Raw genomic sequence first — 20,154 nt, 5'->3', positions numbered from 1 at the left:
TGCTTATAAGCTGTTTAGCAACAAATGGATTTCCGAGCTAACGAAACCGCGGCACTAGCGGAACAGCCCGCCCGTGCCGCCATCACAAAACGAACTTACTCCCACTCAATCGTTGCAGGAGGCTTGCTCGACACATCGTAGGCCACGCGAGAGACATGGGCGATTTCGTTAATGATGCGATTGGAAACCGTCTCCAGTAGCTCGTAAGGCAGGTGCGCCCAGCGGGCGGTCATAAAGTCGATGGTTTCCACTGCTCGCAGTGCAATCACCCATTCGTAACGACGCGCGTCACCGACGACACCCACCGATTTCTGGGGGATAAATACCGCGAAGGCTTGGCTGGTTTTGTGGTACCAGTCGGCTTTGTGAAGCTCTTCCAAGAAGATGGCATCAGCTTCGCGCAGCACATCGGCATAGTCTTTTTTAACTTCGCCGAGAATACGTACGCCGAGGCCAGGGCCGGGAAATGGATGGCGATAGACCATGTCATAGGGCAGGCCCAGCTCCAAACCGATGCGTCGCACCTCATCTTTAAACAGCTCACGCAGCGGCTCGACTAACTCCATTGCCATATCATCGGGCAAGCCCCCGACATTGTGATGAGATTTAATGACGTGGGCTTTACCGGTTTTTGATGCCGCCGACTCAATAACGTCGGGATAGATGGTTCCCTGAGCTAAAAACGGTACGTCTTTAAGCTTGGCCGCTTCTTCGTCAAAAATTTCGATGAAGGTATTACCGATAATTTTACGTTTTTTCTCGGGGTCGGCCTCGCCCTGCAATTTGCTTAAAAAGGTTTGTTCGGCGTCAACACGGATGACCTTAACACCCATATTGTTGGCGAACATTTCCATGACTTGGTCGCCTTCATTTTTACGCAGCAGACCGTTGTCAACAAAGACACAGGTCAGCTGTTCACCGATCGCTTTGTGGAGCAGCGCCGCGACCACCGAGCTGTCGACACCGCCAGAGAGGCCAAGCAGGACCTTTTGGTCGCCCACTTGCTCACGTACGCGCTCAATGCCGTCCTGAATAATATTTGCCGGCGTCCACAAGGCCTCGCATCCACAAAGCTGGAGTACAAAGTGCTCAAAAATACGCTGGCCCTGCAGGGTATGCGTTACTTCCGGGTGGAATTGCACACCGTAAAACCGCTTCTCTTCGCACTGCATGGCGGCAATGGGGCACGATGGTGTCGACGCCAATACTTCAAACCCGTCGGGAAGCGCCACCACTTTGTCACCGTGGCTCATCCATACATCCAACAGCGCCTTACCCGACTCGCTGTCCATGTGGTCGGCAATATCAGCCGTTAACTGGCCGCGCGTTTCCACTCGAATTTGTGCGTAGCCAAATTCATGAACCGGCGACGCTTCGACCTTGCCACCCAACTGCTCGGCCATGGTTTGCATGCCGTAGCAGATCCCCAGTACTGGGATTCCCAGCTCAAATATTTTCTGCGGCGCACGCGGCGAGCCTGCCGCGGTCACCGACTCGGGGCCACCGGCCAGGATCACACCCGATGGACGAAATTCATCGATCTCTGCGTCTTCAATATCGAAGGCGCGAATCTCACAGTACACGCCGATTTCGCGGATACGGCGCGCAATTAACTGCGTGTACTGAGAACCGAAATCAAGGATCAGAATTCGGTGGGCATGAATATCGGGGCTGGACACGGCGTTCTCTCTATTCAGACTGAGGGGTAGTGTAAAAGGTGGGACGGGGACGCCGCAGGCGGCGCCCCATTACGACACTCAGGTCGGGTAGTTTGGTGCTTCTTTGGTGATACTAACATCGTGAACGTGGCTCTCATTCATGCCTGCAGCCGTCACACGTACAAACTGTGGTTTGCTGCGCATGGTCTCGATGTCCACGCTGCCGGTATAACCCATGGCGCTGCGCAAACCGCCCATCAGCTGATGCACGATAGCCGCCAGCGGCCCTTTATAGGGAACGCGACCTTCAATACCTTCGGGAACCAGCTTTTCCGCGCCGTCTTCAGCGCTCTGGAAGTAACGGTCACTGGAGCCTTGGGTTTTGGTCATGGCGCCCAGCGAGCCCATACCACGATAAGACTTGTACGTGCGGCCCTGGAAGAGCTCCACTTCGCCCGGCGCTTCTTCTGTGCCGGCAAACATTGAGCCCATCATCACCGCATTGGCGCCCGCCGCGACGGCTTTTGACAGGTCGCCACTAAAGCGGATACCGCCATCGGCAATCAGCGGCAGTCCGCTGTCTTTAAGTGCCGCCGCCACATTGGCAATAGCGCTGATTTGCGGAACGCCAATGCCGGTGACAATTCGCGTGGTACAAATTGAGCCAGGACCAATGCCGACTTTCACGGCATCGGCACCGGCTTCCAGCAGGGCTAAAGCCGCTTCGCCAGTGGCGATATTGCCGCCAATCACATCTACTTGAGGGTAGTGTTGTTTAATCCACTTAACCCGGTTAAGTACGTTCTTCGAGTGCCCGTGAGCGGTATCTACCACGAGTACATCCACGCCCGCAGCAACCAACGCCGCCACGCGGTCGTCAGTATCAGCACTGGTTCCTACAGAGGCGCCCACCCGCAACTGGCCAGAGCTGTCTTTACAGGCCAGGGGGTAGGTTTGCGCATTGTTCATATCTTTAACGGTGATCATCCCGGTCAGCTTGCCGGCATCGTTCACAACCAGAACTTTTTCAATGCGATGCTTGTGCAGTAACTCCCGGGCCACCGACATATCGTCGTTTTCATTAACCGTTACCAGCTTGGCCTTGGGGGTCATGATGGTTGAGACCGGCACATCCATTTGCTCTTGGAACAACACGTCACGGCTGGTGACGATACCTACCAAGTCGCCCTTATCGAGCACCGGTACGCCGGAAATTTTGTGACGGCGACGCAGCTCAAACAGTTCACTGATGGGAGCCGCCGCATCGATAGTAATCGGGTCTTTAACCACACCACTTTCATGTTTTTTCACCGCTCGAACTTCGTAAGCCTGCTGTTCGATGGTCATGCTCTTGTGGATGATGCCGATACCACCTTCTTGCGCCAGCGCAATGGCCAGACCACTTTCGGTGACCGTATCCATTGCAGCAGAAAGCAGAGGAATATTGAGGGTAATATTGCGAGTGAGTCGAGTGCGTAGACTGACGTCTTTGGCGGTTACTTCGGAGTAGCCGGGAAGAAGCAAAACATCGTCGAAGGTCAGTGCTTCTTGTGCGATACGTAACATAGAATGATTCCAATGCCGGTGGCTAGAATCTTGGCAATTTTAAGTGATGACAGCCCCCGAGTAAACCAATTTGACCCCGCAATAGCGCTATATCTTGATATGATTGCGCAATGACTACACAAGAACCCCCACAACAGCTCAGCGTCAGCCAACTCAACCGCCTCGCCAAGCAACTTTTAGAAGATTGCTTCGCTCAGGTGAGTGTTACTGGCGAGCTCTCCACCCTGTCGCGCCCCAGTTCCGGTCACTGGTATTTCACGCTAAAGGATGAGCGCGCACAGATCCGCTGCGCCTTCTTTCGCAACCGCAATATGCGGGTGAATTTTCAACCGCAACCGGGCCAGCAGGTGGTCGTTCGCGGTAAAGTCAGCCTCTATGAAGGGCGCGGCGACTACCAGCTTATTGTCGAGCACATGCAGCCCGCCGGTGCCGGTGCGCTGGCAGCGGCCTTCGAAGCACTCAAGGCAGAACTGCAGGCAGCCGGCTGGTTCGACCCGGCGCTGAAAAAGCCCCTGCCGCCGGCTATCAAGCACATTGCCATTATCACCTCACCCACAGGCGCCGCCCTGCAGGATATTGTCGCAGTGCTCAACCGGCGCTGGCCGGCAATGAAGGTCACCCTGCTGCCTGTGCTGGTGCAGGGCGAGCAGGCGGCCGGTCAAATACAACGTGCCATCGCGCACGCGAATCAGCTCGCCCGTTCAGCGTCGCATAACTTCGACTTGATCCTGCTGACACGCGGCGGCGGTTCACTGGAAGACCTCTGGCCCTTTAACGAGCGGGTGGTGGCCGAGGCCATCTACCAATCGGAACTGCTTGTGGTGAGCGCCGTGGGGCACGAAGTGGACTTCAGCATTGCCGACTTTGTCGCGGATGTGCGCGCCGCAACGCCGTCGGCTGCGGCGGAATTACTCAGCCCTGATCAAAGCGAGATCAATTCGAAGGTCCAGCTGCTGCGCGGCCGCCTGGTTCGGGCGCAGCGGCGACGCCTTCAGCATCAGCGTGAACAATTACAACAGTTGAACCGACGCATTCGCGACCCACGGAGCCGACTTAGAGAGCAAGCGCAACGGCTGGATGAACTTGAAATGCGACTGCGACGCCAGTGGCAAAGTAGCCAGCGCCAACGCCTGGCGCGTCTCGCGGGCCTACAACAACAAATGCTGCTGCTCAGCCCCGATCGGCAACAAGCGACACGGCTCAATGCCCTGACACAACTTCAAGCAAGGCTGCAGCGCAGCGTACAAGAGCAAATGCGACGCCGCGCACAACAATTACAGGCACTGCAGTCCCAGTTACGACAACTGGGCCCCGAGCAGACGCTTAGCCGTGGCTATGCGATTGTTCTCGACCAACAAGGCCGGGCAGTACGACGCGCCGCCGATCTTCAGCAAGGGCAGCGCTTGCGCGGGCGTTTCGCCGAGGGGCAAGTCGCCCTCACCGTGGATGATAGCGAGTGAGCCGACGGGGGTTACTCGCCGCTCCCGCATAACAAACGGATATCTTCACAGGACTCCCTTTCACCGCTGCGCAAAGGGAAGTCGCGGGCGGAAGCAAAGTGAAAACTCATTCGTTCAGCCCAGCGCGCGTCATCTAACAGGCGCGCCTCCGCCTGGGCATAGCCCGGCTCTCCCCGCTTTTTCAGCCATCGATCAAACCACGCAACAGTGTATTCGGTAATCATCGGGCGCGCCCAACCGCCCTCACAGCGATTATTATCCGTACTTGGGCACCAAGAACTTGCGGGCAAGGTCGGCCCCAATGAGTAATCCAAGTGCGTCGTACCGGCAATAGTGACACTCACCACAGGAACAGACGCCGCCTGCCATTGTTTAAAGGCATTTTTATGCCCATCCCGATCCGGATCGGTGACCAATGGTATCGGCGTAAAGCCGTATTCCGACTTAAAACTCAGCGCAGGCTTGTGGGCAACCACTGCCGGGAAGTCACTACCACCGAAGGCGTCGGTAATGGCATTGGTACTGCCAGGCGGCAGCTGCACACTGGTGATGGTGGCGTTATTGCCAGTGTCGGTATAACCCAGGGCATCCCAGGCCACCACCACATCGACCGGGTTTTCCGAGCTCAGCAGACCCGGCCAGTTTTCAGCACCCGGCGCGCCGTAGGCCTGCACCCAGGTCACACCAGCAGCGCCGTAGGAGTGTCCAGCTATCCCAATGCGCTCACGGTCGACAAAGGCGTGAAAGGGGTTAAACGCGCGAGTCTCGGTTGGGTAACTACCCGCGCAACGCACTTCATGGGGGTAGTGCAGCGCTGGGCGCGATAAAATAAAGTCGATATCGTTGACCAGGCCCTGGTAAAACACATGGCCATTAATGTTGCCGCCCTGCTCCGCCGAATTTGGCGTTGCCATGTCCGACGCGCCCTGCCCGCGAGGATCGCTGGTCAGTACAACATACCCCGCTCGCACTAGGGCCTGCGCCGCCCACCAGTAAAGCTGCTCGCCTGCCTGCACGGAGCCATTTTTAATCACGACAACAGGCGCCCGCTCTCCAGCCTGCAGCGCGCGTGGCCGCCACACCCGCCCGCTGATGCGTGCGCACCCTTCATCGTAATAGACGACGGGCTCGACAACGGCTTCTTGCTCGTAGAAGGTCCGACCATCCGGGCCATCGACACCGGGGTAGCGGAACGGGTCACCAACGCAGGGCCCCGTTCCTGCAGAACAAAGCGGCGTAAGCGGCGTGGTGCCCTGAGTGGGTGGCAAGCTCCAGCTCGGGTCCTCGGCAATGCGGGCTAGCATCGCCAAGCGGTTAGCGTTTTCCTGCGTTTGAGAACGAATAACAAAACCTGGGGCGAGCTGCTCGACATTGGCCTCCAGCGTTCGCGCATGATTTTCCAGCTCGCACTGCAACCAGTCAGCCGACGGATAGGCCGCAAGATCGCAGCGTGTATCAACACTGTGGCGCTGTATAAGATTCGCCGCCCCCTGCTCAGCCTGGCTGGGCGACGACCCACTGTTGCCACCGCCGCAGGCACTGACAATCACCACGATTAAAGCGAGCGGTATTGCTCCTAAGCCCCGCATATTACCCCCTGATTATTATTTGTTTTACTGCAACAGAAACGAAAACGGCGCCACTATGGGCGCCGCTGGCATCGAGCTCATCATCCTGGTGAATATGAGCAGACCCTAGTAGCTCTCTGGCAGCCTCTTCTTGAGAATGATATGTCGACCTTCCACTTCGATATAGTCACCGATGGTCAGGTCTTTGAGAATACGCGCCACCATTTCCCGTGACGAGCCCACTCTGTCGGCGATCTCTTGTTGGGTGAGTTTCTCATTAATCTTCATTTGCCCTTCTTCACCGTGGGGCTCGGCCAATCCGGTGAGCACCTTCACCACGCGGCCATAGACGTCCTGCAAAGCCAGACTTTTCACATCATTGGTTAACTTGCGAATACGGCGCGTCAGATTCTTGTTCAAAATACGAGTGATGTTCGGATGCATATCCATAATGGCTTTGAAATCTTCCTTGTAGATAATGCGCACCTGCGTTGCATCCATGGCACGTACCGACGCCGACCGGCGATCATCGTCCAGCAGGGCCAGCTCACCAAAATAGTCGCCCGACTCAAGTATATTCAGCACAAAGTCTTTACCACTTTTGTCGCTGCAGTAGACTTTTACCCGGCCGGTTTCGACGACATACAGAGAGTCCGCCACGTCACCTTCGTGAATCAGTACGGTGTTTTTTGCAAACTCACGAAGAATACTGGTATCGCGCAAAAGCTTGAGTTCATCTGGCGACAAACCGTCAAACAGATCTACGTTTTCGATACTCATTGCCACACTCCAGGCCCAAAATTTTTATTGGCAACACTATAGCATAGCTGCGCAAGTTGCTGTCTAGCTTGAAGTTATCGCTGAGAATCAGGTCGCAAAGTGCAAGCAATGGGAAGGAGTGGGTGCCGGCAAGCCGGCACCCTAGGGCTTAGCCTTGTGATTCCGGACGCATGTGGGGGAACAATAAAACGTCGCGAATTGACGGCGAATCGGTAAACAGCATCACCAGTCGGTCGATGCCTATCCCCTCTCCAGCGGTCGGTGGCAGGCCGTATTCCAAGGCGGCGATATAGTCAGCATCGTAGTGCATTGCTTCGTCGTCGCCGGCATCTTTCTCGGCCACTTGCGCCATGAATCGCTCAGCTTGATCTTCTGCGTCATTCAACTCGGAGAAGCCATTGGCGAGCTCGCGACCACCCACGAAAAACTCAAACCGGTCAGTCACAAAGGGATTGTCGTCGCTGCGACGGGCCAGCGGCGATACCTCGGTGGGGTATTCGGTGATAAACGTGGGTTGATCCAGCTTGTGTTCAACCGTTTCTTCAAAGATCTCAATTTGGATCTTGCCCAGCCCCCAGGAGTCCTTAACCTCGATGCCAAGGCCTTTGGCAATGGCTTTGGCCTGCTCCATATCGGCTAACTGCTCGGCGCTGATCGACGGGTTGTATTGCAGCACGGCATCAAAGACCGACAGTCGGGTGAACGGCTTGCCAAAGTCGTAGTCGCTGCCCTGGTAATGCAAGCACGTGGTGCCCAATACTTCCTGAGCAACGTGGCGCAACATTGCCTCAGTCAGGTCCATCAAGTCTTTGTAGTCAGCATAGGCCTGATAAAACTCGATCATAGTGAATTCGGGGTTGTGGCGCGTCGACAAGCCCTCATTGCGGAAGTTACGGTTGATTTCAAACACCCGCTCGAGCCCGCCAACCACCAAGCGCTTGAGATAAAGCTCGGGCGCAATACGCAGGTACATATCGAGGTCGAGCGCATTGTGATGCGTCACAAACGGCCGCGCAGTGGCACCACCGGGAATCACCTGCATCATCGGGGTTTCAACTTCGACAAAGTCTTTCTGCTGCAAAAAATTACGGATCGAGCTGATCATCTTAGAACGAATCGCGAAGGTGCGACGCGACTGCTCGTTCATAATCAGGTCGACATAGCGCTGCCGATAGCGCATTTCCTGGTCTTGAAGGCCGTGGAATTTGTCGGGCAGTGGACGCAACGACTTGGTTAGCAATCCGCCGTCTTCCATATACACATACAGATCGCCCTTACCAGATTTGTGCACCGGCCCCTTGGCAAAAATAATGTCGCCGATATCCCAGCTTTTAATCTCTTCAGTCAGCGCTTCAGGCAGTTTTTTCTTATCGATATAAGTCTGGATTCGGCCAGACATATCTTGCAGCACCATAAACGGGCCACGCTTGGCCATAATACGACCGGCAATCGCGGCATGCCTGTCCAGCGCTTCAAGCGCCGCCTTGTCGTGCTCACCCAGCTCTTCTTGCAGTTGCTGGGCGTAAGCATCGCGTCGGAAGTCGTTAGGAAAGGCATTGCGCTTTTCGCGAATCGCCGCCAACTTGGCGCGGCGCTCAGCAATCAGGCGATTTTCTTCCTGCCCGGCTTCCTGGGCTTGCGTGTCGTTCTGCTGTTCAGACATCTGTGTTTCCTTTGGTCGGGCCCGCAATCGGGCCGCGTCATCTCATTGGCTAGGGTGCCGGCCTTATAAGCCAGATTTCAGGCTCGCTTCGATAAACAGGTCAAGGTCGCCATCGAGCACATTGTTGCAATTGCTGGTTTGTACATTGGTGCGCAGGTCTTTAATACGCTGGTCGTCGAGCACGTAGGAGCGTATCTGGCTGCCCCAGCCAATATCTGACTTGCTGTCTTCCAGTGCCTGGGCCTCGCTATTGCGTTTTTGCAGCTCCATTTCATAGAGCTTGGCCTTCAACATTTTCCAAGCGTTGTCGCGGTTTTGATGCTGGGAGCGCTCGCTCTGACACTGCACAACGGTATTAGTAGGCTCGTGCGTTAGGCGAACCGCAGAGTCGGTCTTGTTAACGTGCTGACCACCTGCACCACTGGCGCGGTAGGTATCCGTGCGCACATCCGAAGGATCGATATCAATTTCGATATTGTCGTCGATCTCCGGCGAGACAAACACCGAACAAAACGATGTGTGGCGGCGGTTGCCCGAATCAAAGGGCGACTTGCGAACCAGGCGGTGAACGCCGGTCTCGGTGCGCAGCCAACCGAAGGCATATTCGCCCTGAATATGGATAGTTGCACTTTTGATCCCCGCCACTTCGCCGTCAGAGACCTCAACCAGTTCTGCTTTGAAGCCTTTGTCTTCGCACCAGCGCAAATACATGCGCAGCACCATATTGGCCCAGTCTTGGGCTTCGGTGCCGCCGGAACCTGACTGAATATCCAAATAACAGTTGTTGGGGTCCATTTCACCGGAGAACATACGGCGGAATTCCAGTTTGGCTAGCACCCCTTCCAGGCGTTCTATATCGCCCTGCACGGCCTCAATGGTGTCTTCATCGTTCTCTTCCGCTGCCATATCGAGCAGTTCAGATGCGTCGCCAATGCCTGCATCTAACTCATCGATGGCGCCCACCACTCCCTCCAGGTTGGCGCGCTCGCGGCCAAGCTCCTGGGCACGGGCAGGGTCGTCCCACACCGCGGAATCACCGAGCTCCAGCTCGACCTCAGTTAGGCGCTCTTTCTTGTTAGCGTAGTCAAAGATACCCCCTAAGCGTATTGGTACGCTCAGTCATATCCTTAAGGGCATTGCGCAGGGGATTAATTTCTAGCATGGATAGTATCCGGACCACGTGAAAAGGCGGGCATTTTACCCGATGCGTCGCGCGGCGGAAAGCTGGCCGGCATTATGCGCCAGCGCAGGGGCGCAGATGCTCAACCAGTAATTGCAGTGACAGGCGATCACGCCAGAGATTGCTATCTAGCTTGTACACCACCTCCACCTCCGTTACCGCCGGGTCTGGCCACAGGTTGAGGTCGACATTAAACGCAATGGCGTCAATGATCGCCTGCTTGTCATGGCGAGGTGCGAGCGTCATTTTTAAATGCCGCTCGCCGACAAGGCGCTGCTGAACCAGGGTAAATACACCGTGAAACAATGGCTCGGGAAAGCCCTGACCCCACGGCCCGGCACTGCGCAGCAGCTCTGCATTTTCGAGTTTAAGTTCTGTCGGGCCCAGCTCGCCGTCGCTGTGAACCACCGCCTCGAGCTGATCGTCACTAAGCTGCTCACGAACGGCGTCAACAAAGGCATCGCTAAAGGCGTCAAAGTCTTTTTCCGCCAAGCTCAACCCCGCCGCCATGGCGTGGCCACCAAACTTACTTAACATCTGCGGGTGACGTTTTGCGACCCTGTCCAAAGTATCGCGCATATGCAGGCCGGGAATAGAACGGGCAGAGCCTTTGATTTCACCGTTGTCGGCCTCGGCAAAGGCGATTACCGGACGGTGAAACTGCTCTTTGATCCGCGAGGCCAAGATCCCCACAACGCCCTGGTGCCACGTTGGATCATACAAACACAATCCCGCCGGAACCTTACTGGCGTCTAGCTGCAAATGCGCCAATGCGCGCATGGCGTCGTCTTTCATGCTCTGTTCTATGCTGCGACGCTCTCGATTGAGGTCATCCAGTTCGGCGGCCAAGTTCAGGGCTTGCGTCGCATCGTCGGCCAGCAGACAGCGAATGCCCACCGTCATATCATCCAGCCGGCCCGCCGCATTCAAACGCGGCCCAACGGTAAAACCGAGGTCACTGGCGACCAAGCGCGCGGGCTCCCGCCCGGCAACTCGGAGTAAAGCACTAATTCCCGGGCGGCAGCGCCCGGCGCGAATTCGCCGCAAGCCCTGCTCCACTAAAACCCGGTTTGCCTGACTCAACGGCACCACATCAGCGACCGTGCCCAGCGCCACGAGGTCGAGCAGCTCAGCAAGATTGGGCCCCTTGCCATCGCGAAAGTTACCGCGCTCTCGCAGCGCCGCCCGCAATGCCAGCAGCACGTAAAACATCACACCGACGCCAGCCAATGATTTATCTGGGAAGTCACAGCCGGGTTGATTGGGGTTCACAATCGCCAGTGCGTCTGGCAGCTGGTCGCCGGGCAGGTGGTGGTCGGTCACGATAACGGGAATACCGGCCTGCGCCGCCGCGGCAACACCGTCGATACTGGAGATGCCATTGTCGACGGTGATGATGATATCAGGGCGGCGCTCGGCTGCGACAGCAACAATCTCCGGGCTCAGGCCATAGCCGTATTCAAAGCGATTGGGGACCAAAAAATCGACGTCGGCGGCGCCCAACATTCGCAAGCCGAGCAACGCCAAGGTTGTACTGGTGGCGCCGTCGCAGTCGAAGTCACCAACCACTAACAAGCGCTTACCCTCACTGATTGCCTCAACCAGCGCTGATACAGCCGCGTCCATGCCCTTCATAGTGGGTGCAGGCAAGGCATCCAAACCGAGCTTGGCCTGCTCGTCGGACACTACGCCGCGCACGGCATACAGCCGAGACAAAAGGGGCGGTAATGATGGCAGCGCCACCGTCGCATCTGCGACGGCGGCTCTTTCAACGATACGCGGGAAGCGACTCACGTTTAGGCGCGAATATTCTTTGCCATAAAGCTGTGAACGCTCGACATGTCGTTGTCGATCACTTCGTAACGCTCATCAAGGTCGAAAAGGTCTGCCATATGATGCGGCAACGCGGGCGCACTGGGATAACCGGCTTTCATTACCGCTTCAGGGAATTTCGCTGGGTGCGCAGTAGCGAGCGTCACCATTGGTACGCTGAGGTCGCGCCAGCAATCGCGCGCGGCTTTAACACCAATTGCCGAATGCGGGTCAAGCAGGTACTCGCTGTCGTCGTAGACGCTGGCGATGGTGGCCACGGTTTCTTCATCGCTGGCACTGGCACTGGCGAACAGTTCGCGCACGCGCTCAAACGCGGCGGCGGGAAGAGATACCGTCTCGGTATTCATTCGTTGCATCAGGTCGGCGATGGCCGCACCGTCGCGGTCAAAGCAGTCGAACAGCATCCGTTCGAAGTTGCTGGATACGACAATATCCATACTGGGCGACAATGTGTGCTGCAAATCGTGCTTTTCAAACTGATTGCCGCTAATCACCCGGTGCAGAATGTCGTTTTGATTCGTTGCCACCACCAATTGGTCGATGGGCAGTCCCATCTGCTTGGCGAGGTAGCCGGCATAGATGTCGCCAAAATTACCCGTCGGCACAGAGAAACTGATTTTGCGATCTGGCGCGCCCAATGCAAAAGCGGCGTAGAAGTAGTAGACGATCTGCGCCATGATGCGCGCCCAGTTAATGGAGTTCACCGCTACCAGCTGGCGCCCCTCAGGCAAAAAGCTCTGATCCGCAAAACTCGCTTTCACCATGGCCTGGCAGTGATCAAAGTGCCCTTTCAGGGCGATGTTGTGAATATTGTCGCCCTGCACTGTTGTCATCTGGCGGCGCTGCACCTCCGACACGCGTTGGTAGGGATGCAGAATAAAAATGTCGACGTTTTCACAGCGTTTTACACCCTGAATCGCCGCCGAACCGGTATCACCTGACGTGGCGCCCATTACAACGACTTTTTGCTGGCGCTTCTCCAGCACATAATCCAGCAGGCGTCCCAACATCTGCAATGCAAAGTCTTTAAAAGCCAGGGTCGGCCCCTGGAACAGTTCCAACACCCATTCGTTTTGACCCAGCTGCACCAGTGGCGCTACGGCCGGGTGCCTGAAGTCCGAATAGCTATCGTCGATAATCGCTTTGAGATCGGCATCGGGAATGCTGCCCGCAACAAAGGGCTGAACAATTTCAAAGGCCAGCTCGGTGTAGCTTAACGACGACCACGCCGCAATTTGCTCGCGGCTATAGGTCGGCAGGGACTCCGGCACGTAAAGACCGCCATCCGGCGCCAAGCCGGTAAGCAGTACGTCTTCAAAATTGAGGGCGGGCGCCTGGCCACGGGTGCTGATGTATTTCACGTTACTAACTCTTCATGGAATGTGGGGACTGCGCCCGAAGGCGCAGTGTAGCGGCGATACTTAGCCTGCCAGTGACTCAACGCGAATACGCGTTACTTCACCAACAATACCTTCCAGTCCTTCAATACGGCTGACTGCGGCAAACAACTTGCTCTCTACGGTGCGGTTGGTAAGGATAATCACCGGAACTAAATTCGCGTCCTCGGCTGGCTGCTTTTGAATCAGCGCTTCAATGCTAATGCCGTCGTCGCTGAGAATCTGCGCCACTTTAGACAGTACGCCGGGCTTATCGAGGGCCGACATGCGCAAGTAGTAGGCGGTTTCCACATCGTCTATCGGCAGCACAGGATGATCGCTCAATGACGTGCGCTGGAATGACAGGAAAGGCACCCGGTGGTGTGGTTCGGCGCTGAGTGTACGCGCGACATCCACAACATCGGCGACAACCGCTGATGCCGTGGGTTCGCTACCGGCACCCGCACCGTAATACAAGGTTGGACCAACGGCATCCGATTGCACCAGTACGGCGTTCATTACACCGTTTACGTTCGCGATCAGGCGCTTTTCTGGAATCAGTGTGGGATGAACGCGCAGTTCAATGCCTTTTTCGGTATCGCGGGCAATACCCAAATGCTTGATGCGATAACCCAGCTCTTCGGCGTAGACCACATCTTCCTGGGCGATCCGGCTAATTCCCTCGGTATATACCTTGTCAAATTGCAGCGGGATACCAAAGGCCAGAGACGCCAAAATCACCAACTTGTGTGCGGCATCTATGCCCTCAACGTCGAAGGTCGGGTCTGCCTCGGCGTAGCCCAGGGCCTGAGCCTCGGCCAGTACGTCGTTGAAGTCGCGCCCTTTGTCGCGCATTTCAGTGAGAATAAAGTTTCCAGTGCCGTTGATAATGCCCGCGAGCCACTGCACTTTATTCCCTGCCAAGCCTTCGCGCAGTGCTTTGATAATGGGAATACCGCCGGCAACTGCGGCTTCAAAGGCAACCGTAACGCCCTGTTGGGCAGCCGCTTCAAAAATTTCGTTCCCGTGCTCGGCAATCAAGGCCTTGTTGGCGGTCACCACGTGTTTGCCATTGGCAATGGCTTTCAATACCAATTCCTTGGCAACAGTGGTCCCGCCAATCAACTCAACCAAAATATCGACATTGGGGTTTTCTGCAACGGCAAAAATGTCGCGGTTAATGGCCACATCACCCGTATCACAATTGGGGTTGTCGCGACGCGCACCAATTTCAGTTACCACAATATCGGCACCGACACGGGCAGCAATCTCCGCTGCGTTGCGCGTTAATACTGCGTAAGTACCGCTGCCAACGGTACCCAGACCACATATACCTACTCTGACCGGACTCACCGCCACTCCTTTTAAAACTCAATTATTAGCGCGCCGCACATAAGCGCGGCGCTACGAACTGCCCATTTTATGTCAGGATGGGGGCCTAGCGCCATGCTGAAGCGCCAGAGATACGACCAGAGCCCCTCTATTCCTACTTATTGACGATTTCTCAGCGCAGCGCTTGGGGAATCAGCTGATCAGCCGGGCGGTAGCCGGGAATCAGGGCGCCGTCCTCAGTGACGATCGCCGGTGTCCCGGTCACGCCAAGCTGCTGACCCAATTCATACTGGCCAATGATCGGCGTTTGGCACTGCTTATTCGCAATGGGGCGGCGGGCCTTGAGGGCATCCATCGCCGCGACGCGGTCGTCGGCGCACCAGGCGGATACCATTTTGTTGAATGTTGGCGTGCCAACACCCTGACGGGGATAGGCAAGATAGCGCACCTCGATACCACTGGCATTCAGGGCGGGCACCTCTTTATGCAGCTTTTGGCAGAAGCCACAATCCACATCGGTAAATACATACAGCGCGCCTTTTGTTTCCCCTTCCGGGCTAAATATAATCATATCTTCCCGCGGCACTTTGGAGAGCAAGGCCTTGCGCTGGGGCTGCAAGCGGCGCTCGGCGATATCCTCAATGCCATTCGCCGTCAGCTCATACATTTTACCCGCAACAATATACTTGCCGTCGGCGCTCGCATAGACCGTCGGCCCATTGGTCATTTCAACGCGATACACCCCGGGCATCTCGCTACTTTCTACGCCGCTGACCTGTAAATCGGGGCGAGAACTCTTAAACGCACTGCGAATCGCTTGCTCAGCCGCCTTATCAATAAAGGTCGCGGTCTTGGCAGGCTCGGCGTAGGCCACCCCAAAAAAAGTTGAAGCAGCTATTACTGACGCGAATAGAGCGCGCGAAATCAATACTCGGGGGCTATACATAGTCAACGAAAAATCTCCGTACGGAAGGTGTGAAGGCGGTCATCATATACCATTGAGAACCCAGAGAAAGCGCCAAGTTCAACCGCGCGGGTGATGCGCGCGATGCAAAGCCTGCATTCGCTCTCTGGCAACATGGGTGTATATCTGCGTGGTGCTCAAGTCACTGTGACCGAGCAGCAGCTGAACAACCCGCAGGTCAGCACCATGATTCACCAGATGTGTGGCAAACGCGTGACGCAGCGTATGCGGTGAAATACTTGAGCGAATGCCGGCGCGCTGCGCGTAAAGCTTCACGCGGTGCCAAAACGTTTGTCGGGTCATCACCTGACCCCGGCGACTGGGGAACACCACGTCCGACTCGCCATCCGCCAACAACTGTGGCCGTCCGCCACGCAAATATGCTTGTAAGCAGTGCAGAGCCTCCTCCCCCATTGGCACCAGGCGCTCCTTGTTGCCCTTGCCGGTCACTCGCACCACGCCCTGCTCCAGGCCCAACTGCGAAAACCGCAAGCTCACCAGCTCGCTGACTCGCAGGCCGGCAGCATACAGTAGCTCCAGCATTGCCCGGTCACGCTGCTCGATCGCAATATCGTCGTCGGGCTGCGCAAGCAAGGCCTCAACATCAGCCTCACCCAAGGATTTAGGTAGCGGCCTCCCTAACTTGGGCGCTTCAATATTGACAAGCGGATCTTCCTGAAGGCGCCCCTCCCGCAGCTGATAACGGTAAAACCCCCGCAGGCAAGAAAGCAAACGTGCAGTACTACGGGCAGATTTGCCCTTGCCGCGCTGCTCGGCCAAATAATCCAGCGCATCGGCGCGACCACATAGCAGCACGCCACTGCCCCGCTGAGCGAGCCAATAGGACCATTGGTATAGGTCGCGGCGGTAAGACTGCAAGCTGTTATCGCTAAGCCCTTTCTCTAGCCACAGCGCGTCAATGTAGCGGTCTATGGTTGGCTGATCCTGATCACTGGCCTGCTGCGCCATGAACTCCTCCTCGGTCGTCAGCCAGATTCTATCTCGCCAATGGACGGCGCCACCAGCCAGACACAAAAAAGGCAGCCAGTGGCTGCCTTTTCGGAGATGCGAAAACCGTATTACGACTTGGTTGCCAGCTTCTCTTTGATACGAGCTGAACGACCGCTGCGCTCACGCAAGTAGTACAGTTTAGCTTGGCGAACATCACCGCGACGCTTAACCTGAATGCTGTCGATCAGCGTGCTGTAAGTTTGGAAAGTGCGCTCAACGCCAACACCGTGAGAAATCTTGCGAACGGTGAAAGAAGAGTTTAACGCGCGGTTTTTCTTGGCGATAACAACACCTTCAAAGGCCTGCAGACGCTCGCGGTTACCTTCTTTAACCTTTACCTGAACGACAACGGTGTCACCGGGGCTGAATTCCGGCAGCTCTTTGGCGGTCTGCTCCGCTTCCAGCTCGGCGATAATTTTGTTGGTGCTCATGGCATGCTCCTGAAATAAAAGTTGGTAGCTTCACAGCTAGCTGTCAATTAGTCGTTACGCTCGCGAAGGTACTCCGCCAGCAGTGTGTTTTCCTCGTCGCTCAGCTCTCTCGATTCGAGCAAGTCCGGGCGCCGTACAAACGTTCGACCCAGCGCCTGCTTTAAGCGCCAGCGTCGTATGGCTCCGTGATTGCCGCTAAGCAATACCTCTGGAACCACATCTTCCCCATACACCTCGGGTCGGGTGTAATGTGGGCAATCTAACAACCCCTCTGCGAAGGAGTCCTGTTCCGCCGACTGCTGATGGCCCAACACGCCCGGCAGCAAACGACTCAAGCCGTCTATCATCACCATCGCAGCTAGCTCGCCACCGCTGATGACATAGTCACCAATAGACCACTCTTCGTCGATCTCACGTTCAATCAAGCGTTCATCAACGCCTTCATAACGCCCGGCTAATAGGATCAACGCATTTTCTTGCGCCAGCTCCTGCAAGCCGCTTTGATCTAACTTTCTACCCTGCGGCGACAGATATACCGTCTTCGCCGGCTTGGCAACCGTTTCGCGCGCTGCCTGCAACGCCTTGCTTAACGGTTCTGGCATCATCACCATACCTGGGCCGCCACCGTAGGGGCGATCATCAACCGTTTGATGGCGATCTTCCGTAAACGACCGCGGGTTGATGCAGCTAAGGTTTAACACCCCTTTTTGTACTGCTCGTCCGGTGACACCATAATCGCTGATCGCGCCGAACATTTCTGGGAACAGGGTTACCACTGCGATATCCATTCTGCCCCCATCACGCGCCACGTTCACTGCGCGTTAGAACTCCGGGTCCCAATCGACAGTAATCGTGCCGCTTTGCAGGTCTATATCCTGCACAAAATCACCCGGCAAGTAAGGGATCAACCGTTCTCGATCGTCGAGGCTTCCCTCACACCGTCGCACCACCATTACATCATTGGCGCCGGTTTCGATCATATGATCCACCGCACCCAACAGTTGCTCCGAAGCGATAACCTTCAAACCCACTAATTGGTGCCAGTAAAACTCATTTTCAGCCAGGCTTGGCAACTGCTCTGCCAAAATCCCCAGCTCAAGCCCGCAATACTCCCGAGCCAACTCGCGGTCGTCGACACCCTTAATATGGGCTACGATGCCCTTACCATGACGCCGACATTCGTCGAGTTCGATCTCCTGCCACCGGCCCTTTTTGCGCAGCTGGTAGTCAGAGAAATCCAGAAAATTCTCAAGCGGGTCGGTAAAGGAATGTATCTTTACCCACCCTTTTACCCCGTATACCGTCGAGATTTTCGCTATGACGACTGGTGAAGACGAGGTAGACACCCAGCTTACTCGGCTGCAGGTGCTTCTTTGATCAGCTTAGCAACGCGGTCAGACAGCTGAGCGCCTTGAGCAACCCAGTGCTCAACGCGAGCGGTGTCTACACGCAGACGCTCTTCGTTACCACGGGCAACAGGGTTAAAGAACCCAACGCGCTCAATGAAACGACCGTCACGTGAAGTGCGGCTGTCAGTGACTGTCAGGTGGTAGAAGGGGCGCTTTTTAGAGCCGCCACGTGCCAAACGAATAGTGACCATTCTTGTATCAGTTCCTAGCTTTTGGGCAGCGGCGTTGACCGCTACTGCGAATTTTTGATCCTGTTAACGACCCGGAGCCGTAAAGGCGCGGAATTATAAGGGAAAGTGTATGCATTTGAAACAGCTGATACACTTTTTTCCCTCTGCGGTGATGATCACCCCACCACCCTGCCAGGCCGTCACCGTAAAATGCGGGCAAGCGCTTGATTATAGTGCAGTTCTCGGCAGCTCCGGACTACATTCCGGGGAAGCGGCCACCGCCACCGGGGGGCATCATCCCGCCCATACCGCGCATCATATTGGTCATGCCGCCCTTTTGACCCATTTTTTTCATCATCTTGGCCATTTGCTTGTGCTGTTTAAGCAGGCGGTTCAGATCCTGGATCTGGGTGCCGGAACCCGCCACGATGCGCTTCTTGCGCGACCCATTGAGAAGATCCGGATTGCGGCGCTCGGCTGGCGTCATCGAATTGATGATGGCTTCCATGCGCGTAAACATTTTGGTATCGATCTGGCTTTGCGCCATCTGCGCCATATTGCCCATCCCAGGCAACTTATCCAGCATGCCGGTAAGGCCGCCCATGTTTTGCATTTGCTGCAGCTGGTCGCGAAGATCCTCAAGATCGAACTTCTTCCCTTTTTTGATCTTCTTCGCCAATTTTTCGGCTTTCTGCTTATCGAGCTTGGCTTCCGCCTCGTCGATCAGGGAGAGAATATCCCCCATTCCCAGAATTCGTGATGCCACACGATCCGGGTGGAAGGGGTCCAGAGCGTCGGTTTTCTCACCCACCCCCAAGAATTTGATGGGCTTGCCGGTAATATGTCGCACCGAAAGCGCCGCACCACCGCGGCTATCCGCGTCGGCCTTGGTGAGAATAACCCCGGTAAGCGGCAGCGCTTCGCCGAAGGCCTTGGCGGTATTGGCCGCATCCTGACCGGTCATGGCGTCAACCACGAACAGCGTCTCTGTGGGCGTAATCGCCGCGTGCAACTCTTGAATCTCTGTCATCATGTCGGTGTCGACGTGCAAACGACCCGCCGTATCGACGATCACCACATCGTAGAAGCGCAGCTTTGCCTCGGCGAGCGCTGCCTTGCCGATATCCACGGCTTTTTGCTCGGTGGTGCTCGGAAAGAAATCGACACCAACATCTCCGGCCAGGGTCTCCAGCTGCTTGATGGCCGCCGGCCGATAGATATCGGCACTCACGACCAATACTTTCTTCTTCTCTTTTTCCTTTAAGTATTTTGCCAACTTACCAACCGAGGTGGTTTTACCCGCACCCTGCAGGCCCGCCATTAGGATGACTGCCGGCGGCTGAGTGGAAAAATCCAAGCCTTCGTTTTTATCGCCCATGATGTGTTCCAGCTCTTGCTGGACGATTTTCACGAACATTTGCCCCGGGCTCAGGCTCTTGCTTACCTCCTGACCCACCGCGCGTTGTCGCACCGCCTCGACAAAGTCCTTCACCACAGGCAGCGCGACATCAGCCTCAAGCAATGCCATGCGCACATCGCGCATCGCATCTTTTATATTGTCGTCGCTAAGGCGAGCCTGACCGGTAACATGGCGCAGGGTTTGCGATAAACGTTCGGTGAGATTTTCAAACATGCCATCAACTCTCTGAAGTCGGAAATGCGCTTGTACTGTAAGCCGTATCGACAGGCTGCAGTGAACACGCTTACAATCAGCCCACGCATAGAACGCAGCGGGCCGACAGAAAGACGCGGA

General features: G+C 56.0%; 17 protein-coding genes. 1 reads left to right on the top strand and 16 read right to left on the bottom strand.

The window, feature by feature from the left end; genetic code table 11:
- Window positions 1–95 precede the first annotated feature (95 nt).
- Entirely contained in the window at window positions 96–1,679 is a 1,584-nt protein-coding gene (guaA, locus tag B3K78_RS07440) for a glutamine-hydrolyzing GMP synthase (protein WP_286694933.1), read from the bottom strand.
- Window positions 1,680–1,757: 78 nt separating this feature from the next.
- Window positions 1,758–3,224 (bottom strand): IMP dehydrogenase, encoded by a 1,467-nt coding sequence (guaB, locus tag B3K78_RS07435; RefSeq protein ID WP_204995692.1) that lies wholly within the window; start codon window positions 3,222–3,224, stop codon window positions 1,758–1,760.
- Between the two features lie 110 nt (window positions 3,225–3,334).
- Here guaB and xseA point away from each other — a divergent pair, with 110 nt between their 5' ends.
- On the top strand, window positions 3,335–4,684 hold the full coding sequence (gene xseA, locus B3K78_RS07430; RefSeq protein ID WP_286694932.1) for an exodeoxyribonuclease VII large subunit: 1,350 nt from the start codon (window positions 3,335–3,337) through the stop codon (window positions 4,682–4,684).
- Between the two features lie 11 nt (window positions 4,685–4,695).
- Here xseA and B3K78_RS07425 read toward each other — a convergent pair whose 3' ends face one another.
- The 14 genes from B3K78_RS07425 to ffh all read right to left on the bottom strand — a co-directional run bounded on the left by B3K78_RS07425 (window position 4,696) and on the right by ffh (window position 20,034).
- A complete protein-coding gene (locus tag B3K78_RS07425) occupies window positions 4,696–6,273 on the bottom strand; it encodes an acetylxylan esterase family protein (RefSeq protein WP_286694931.1) in 1,578 nt (525 codons plus the stop codon).
- 105 nt (window positions 6,274–6,378) lie between these two features.
- Window positions 6,379–7,032 (bottom strand): Crp/Fnr family transcriptional regulator, encoded by a 654-nt coding sequence (locus tag B3K78_RS07420; RefSeq protein WP_286694930.1) that lies wholly within the window; start codon window positions 7,030–7,032, stop codon window positions 6,379–6,381.
- A 148-nt stretch (window positions 7,033–7,180) separates the two neighbouring features.
- Window positions 7,181–8,695: a lysine--tRNA ligase gene (gene lysS / locus B3K78_RS07415; protein ID WP_286694929.1), complete on the bottom strand. Its 1,515-nt coding sequence runs from the start codon at window positions 8,693–8,695 to the stop codon at window positions 7,181–7,183.
- Window positions 8,696–8,758: 63 nt separating this feature from the next.
- Window positions 8,759–9,857 (bottom strand): peptide chain release factor 2 gene (prfB, locus tag B3K78_RS07410; RefSeq protein ID WP_286694928.1). Its coding sequence is split into 2 segments (ribosomal slippage): window positions 8,759–9,781 and window positions 9,783–9,857, totalling 1,098 coding nucleotides; the frame shifts between segments, so codons are not numbered across the junction.
- Between the two features lie 72 nt (window positions 9,858–9,929).
- Window positions 9,930–11,669, bottom strand: coding sequence for a single-stranded-DNA-specific exonuclease RecJ (recJ, locus tag B3K78_RS07405; protein WP_286694927.1), 1,740 nt, complete (start codon window positions 11,667–11,669; stop codon window positions 9,930–9,932).
- Between the two features lie 2 nt (window positions 11,670–11,671).
- Complete coding sequence (gene thrC, locus B3K78_RS07400; protein WP_286694926.1) at window positions 11,672–13,069, bottom strand: threonine synthase; 1,398 nt, start codon at window positions 13,067–13,069, stop codon at window positions 11,672–11,674.
- 60 nt (window positions 13,070–13,129) lie between these two features.
- Window positions 13,130–14,437, bottom strand: a complete 1,308-nt coding sequence (locus tag B3K78_RS07395) for a homoserine dehydrogenase (RefSeq protein WP_204995697.1) — start codon at window positions 14,435–14,437, stop codon at window positions 13,130–13,132.
- Window positions 14,438–14,588: 151 nt separating this feature from the next.
- The gene (locus B3K78_RS07390; protein ID WP_275587316.1) at window positions 14,589–15,362 is read right to left on the bottom strand and encodes a DsbC family protein; all 774 of its coding nucleotides are present in this window, start codon (window positions 15,360–15,362) and stop codon (window positions 14,589–14,591) included.
- A gap of 78 nt (window positions 15,363–15,440) precedes the next feature.
- Window positions 15,441–16,349: a site-specific tyrosine recombinase XerD gene (gene xerD, locus B3K78_RS07385; protein WP_286694925.1), complete on the bottom strand. Its 909-nt coding sequence runs from the start codon at window positions 16,347–16,349 to the stop codon at window positions 15,441–15,443.
- 110 nt (window positions 16,350–16,459) lie between these two features.
- Entirely contained in the window at window positions 16,460–16,822 is a 363-nt protein-coding gene (gene rplS / locus B3K78_RS07380; RefSeq protein WP_027872763.1) for a 50S ribosomal protein L19, read from the bottom strand.
- A 47-nt stretch (window positions 16,823–16,869) separates the two neighbouring features.
- Window positions 16,870–17,610, bottom strand: coding sequence for a tRNA (guanosine(37)-N1)-methyltransferase TrmD (gene trmD, locus B3K78_RS07375; RefSeq protein WP_204995700.1), 741 nt, complete (start codon window positions 17,608–17,610; stop codon window positions 16,870–16,872).
- Between the two features lie 33 nt (window positions 17,611–17,643).
- On the bottom strand, window positions 17,644–18,168 hold the full coding sequence (gene rimM / locus B3K78_RS07370; protein WP_286694924.1) for a ribosome maturation factor RimM: 525 nt from the start codon (window positions 18,166–18,168) through the stop codon (window positions 17,644–17,646).
- Window positions 18,169–18,173: 5 nt separating this feature from the next.
- Window positions 18,174–18,422, bottom strand: a complete 249-nt coding sequence (gene rpsP, locus B3K78_RS07365) for a 30S ribosomal protein S16 (RefSeq protein ID WP_027872766.1) — start codon at window positions 18,420–18,422, stop codon at window positions 18,174–18,176.
- A gap of 235 nt (window positions 18,423–18,657) precedes the next feature.
- Window positions 18,658–20,034, bottom strand: a complete 1,377-nt coding sequence (gene ffh / locus B3K78_RS07360; protein WP_286694923.1) for a signal recognition particle protein — start codon at window positions 20,032–20,034, stop codon at window positions 18,658–18,660.
- Window positions 20,035–20,154 lie beyond the last annotated feature (120 nt).

Source organism: Spongiibacter sp. UBA1325 (assembly GCF_002306875.1).
Taxonomy (GTDB): Bacteria; Pseudomonadota; Gammaproteobacteria; order Pseudomonadales; family Spongiibacteraceae; genus Spongiibacter; species Spongiibacter marinus.
Note: the sequence above shows the minus strand (reverse complement) of the source record. Positions and strands in the feature narration are given on the sequence as shown.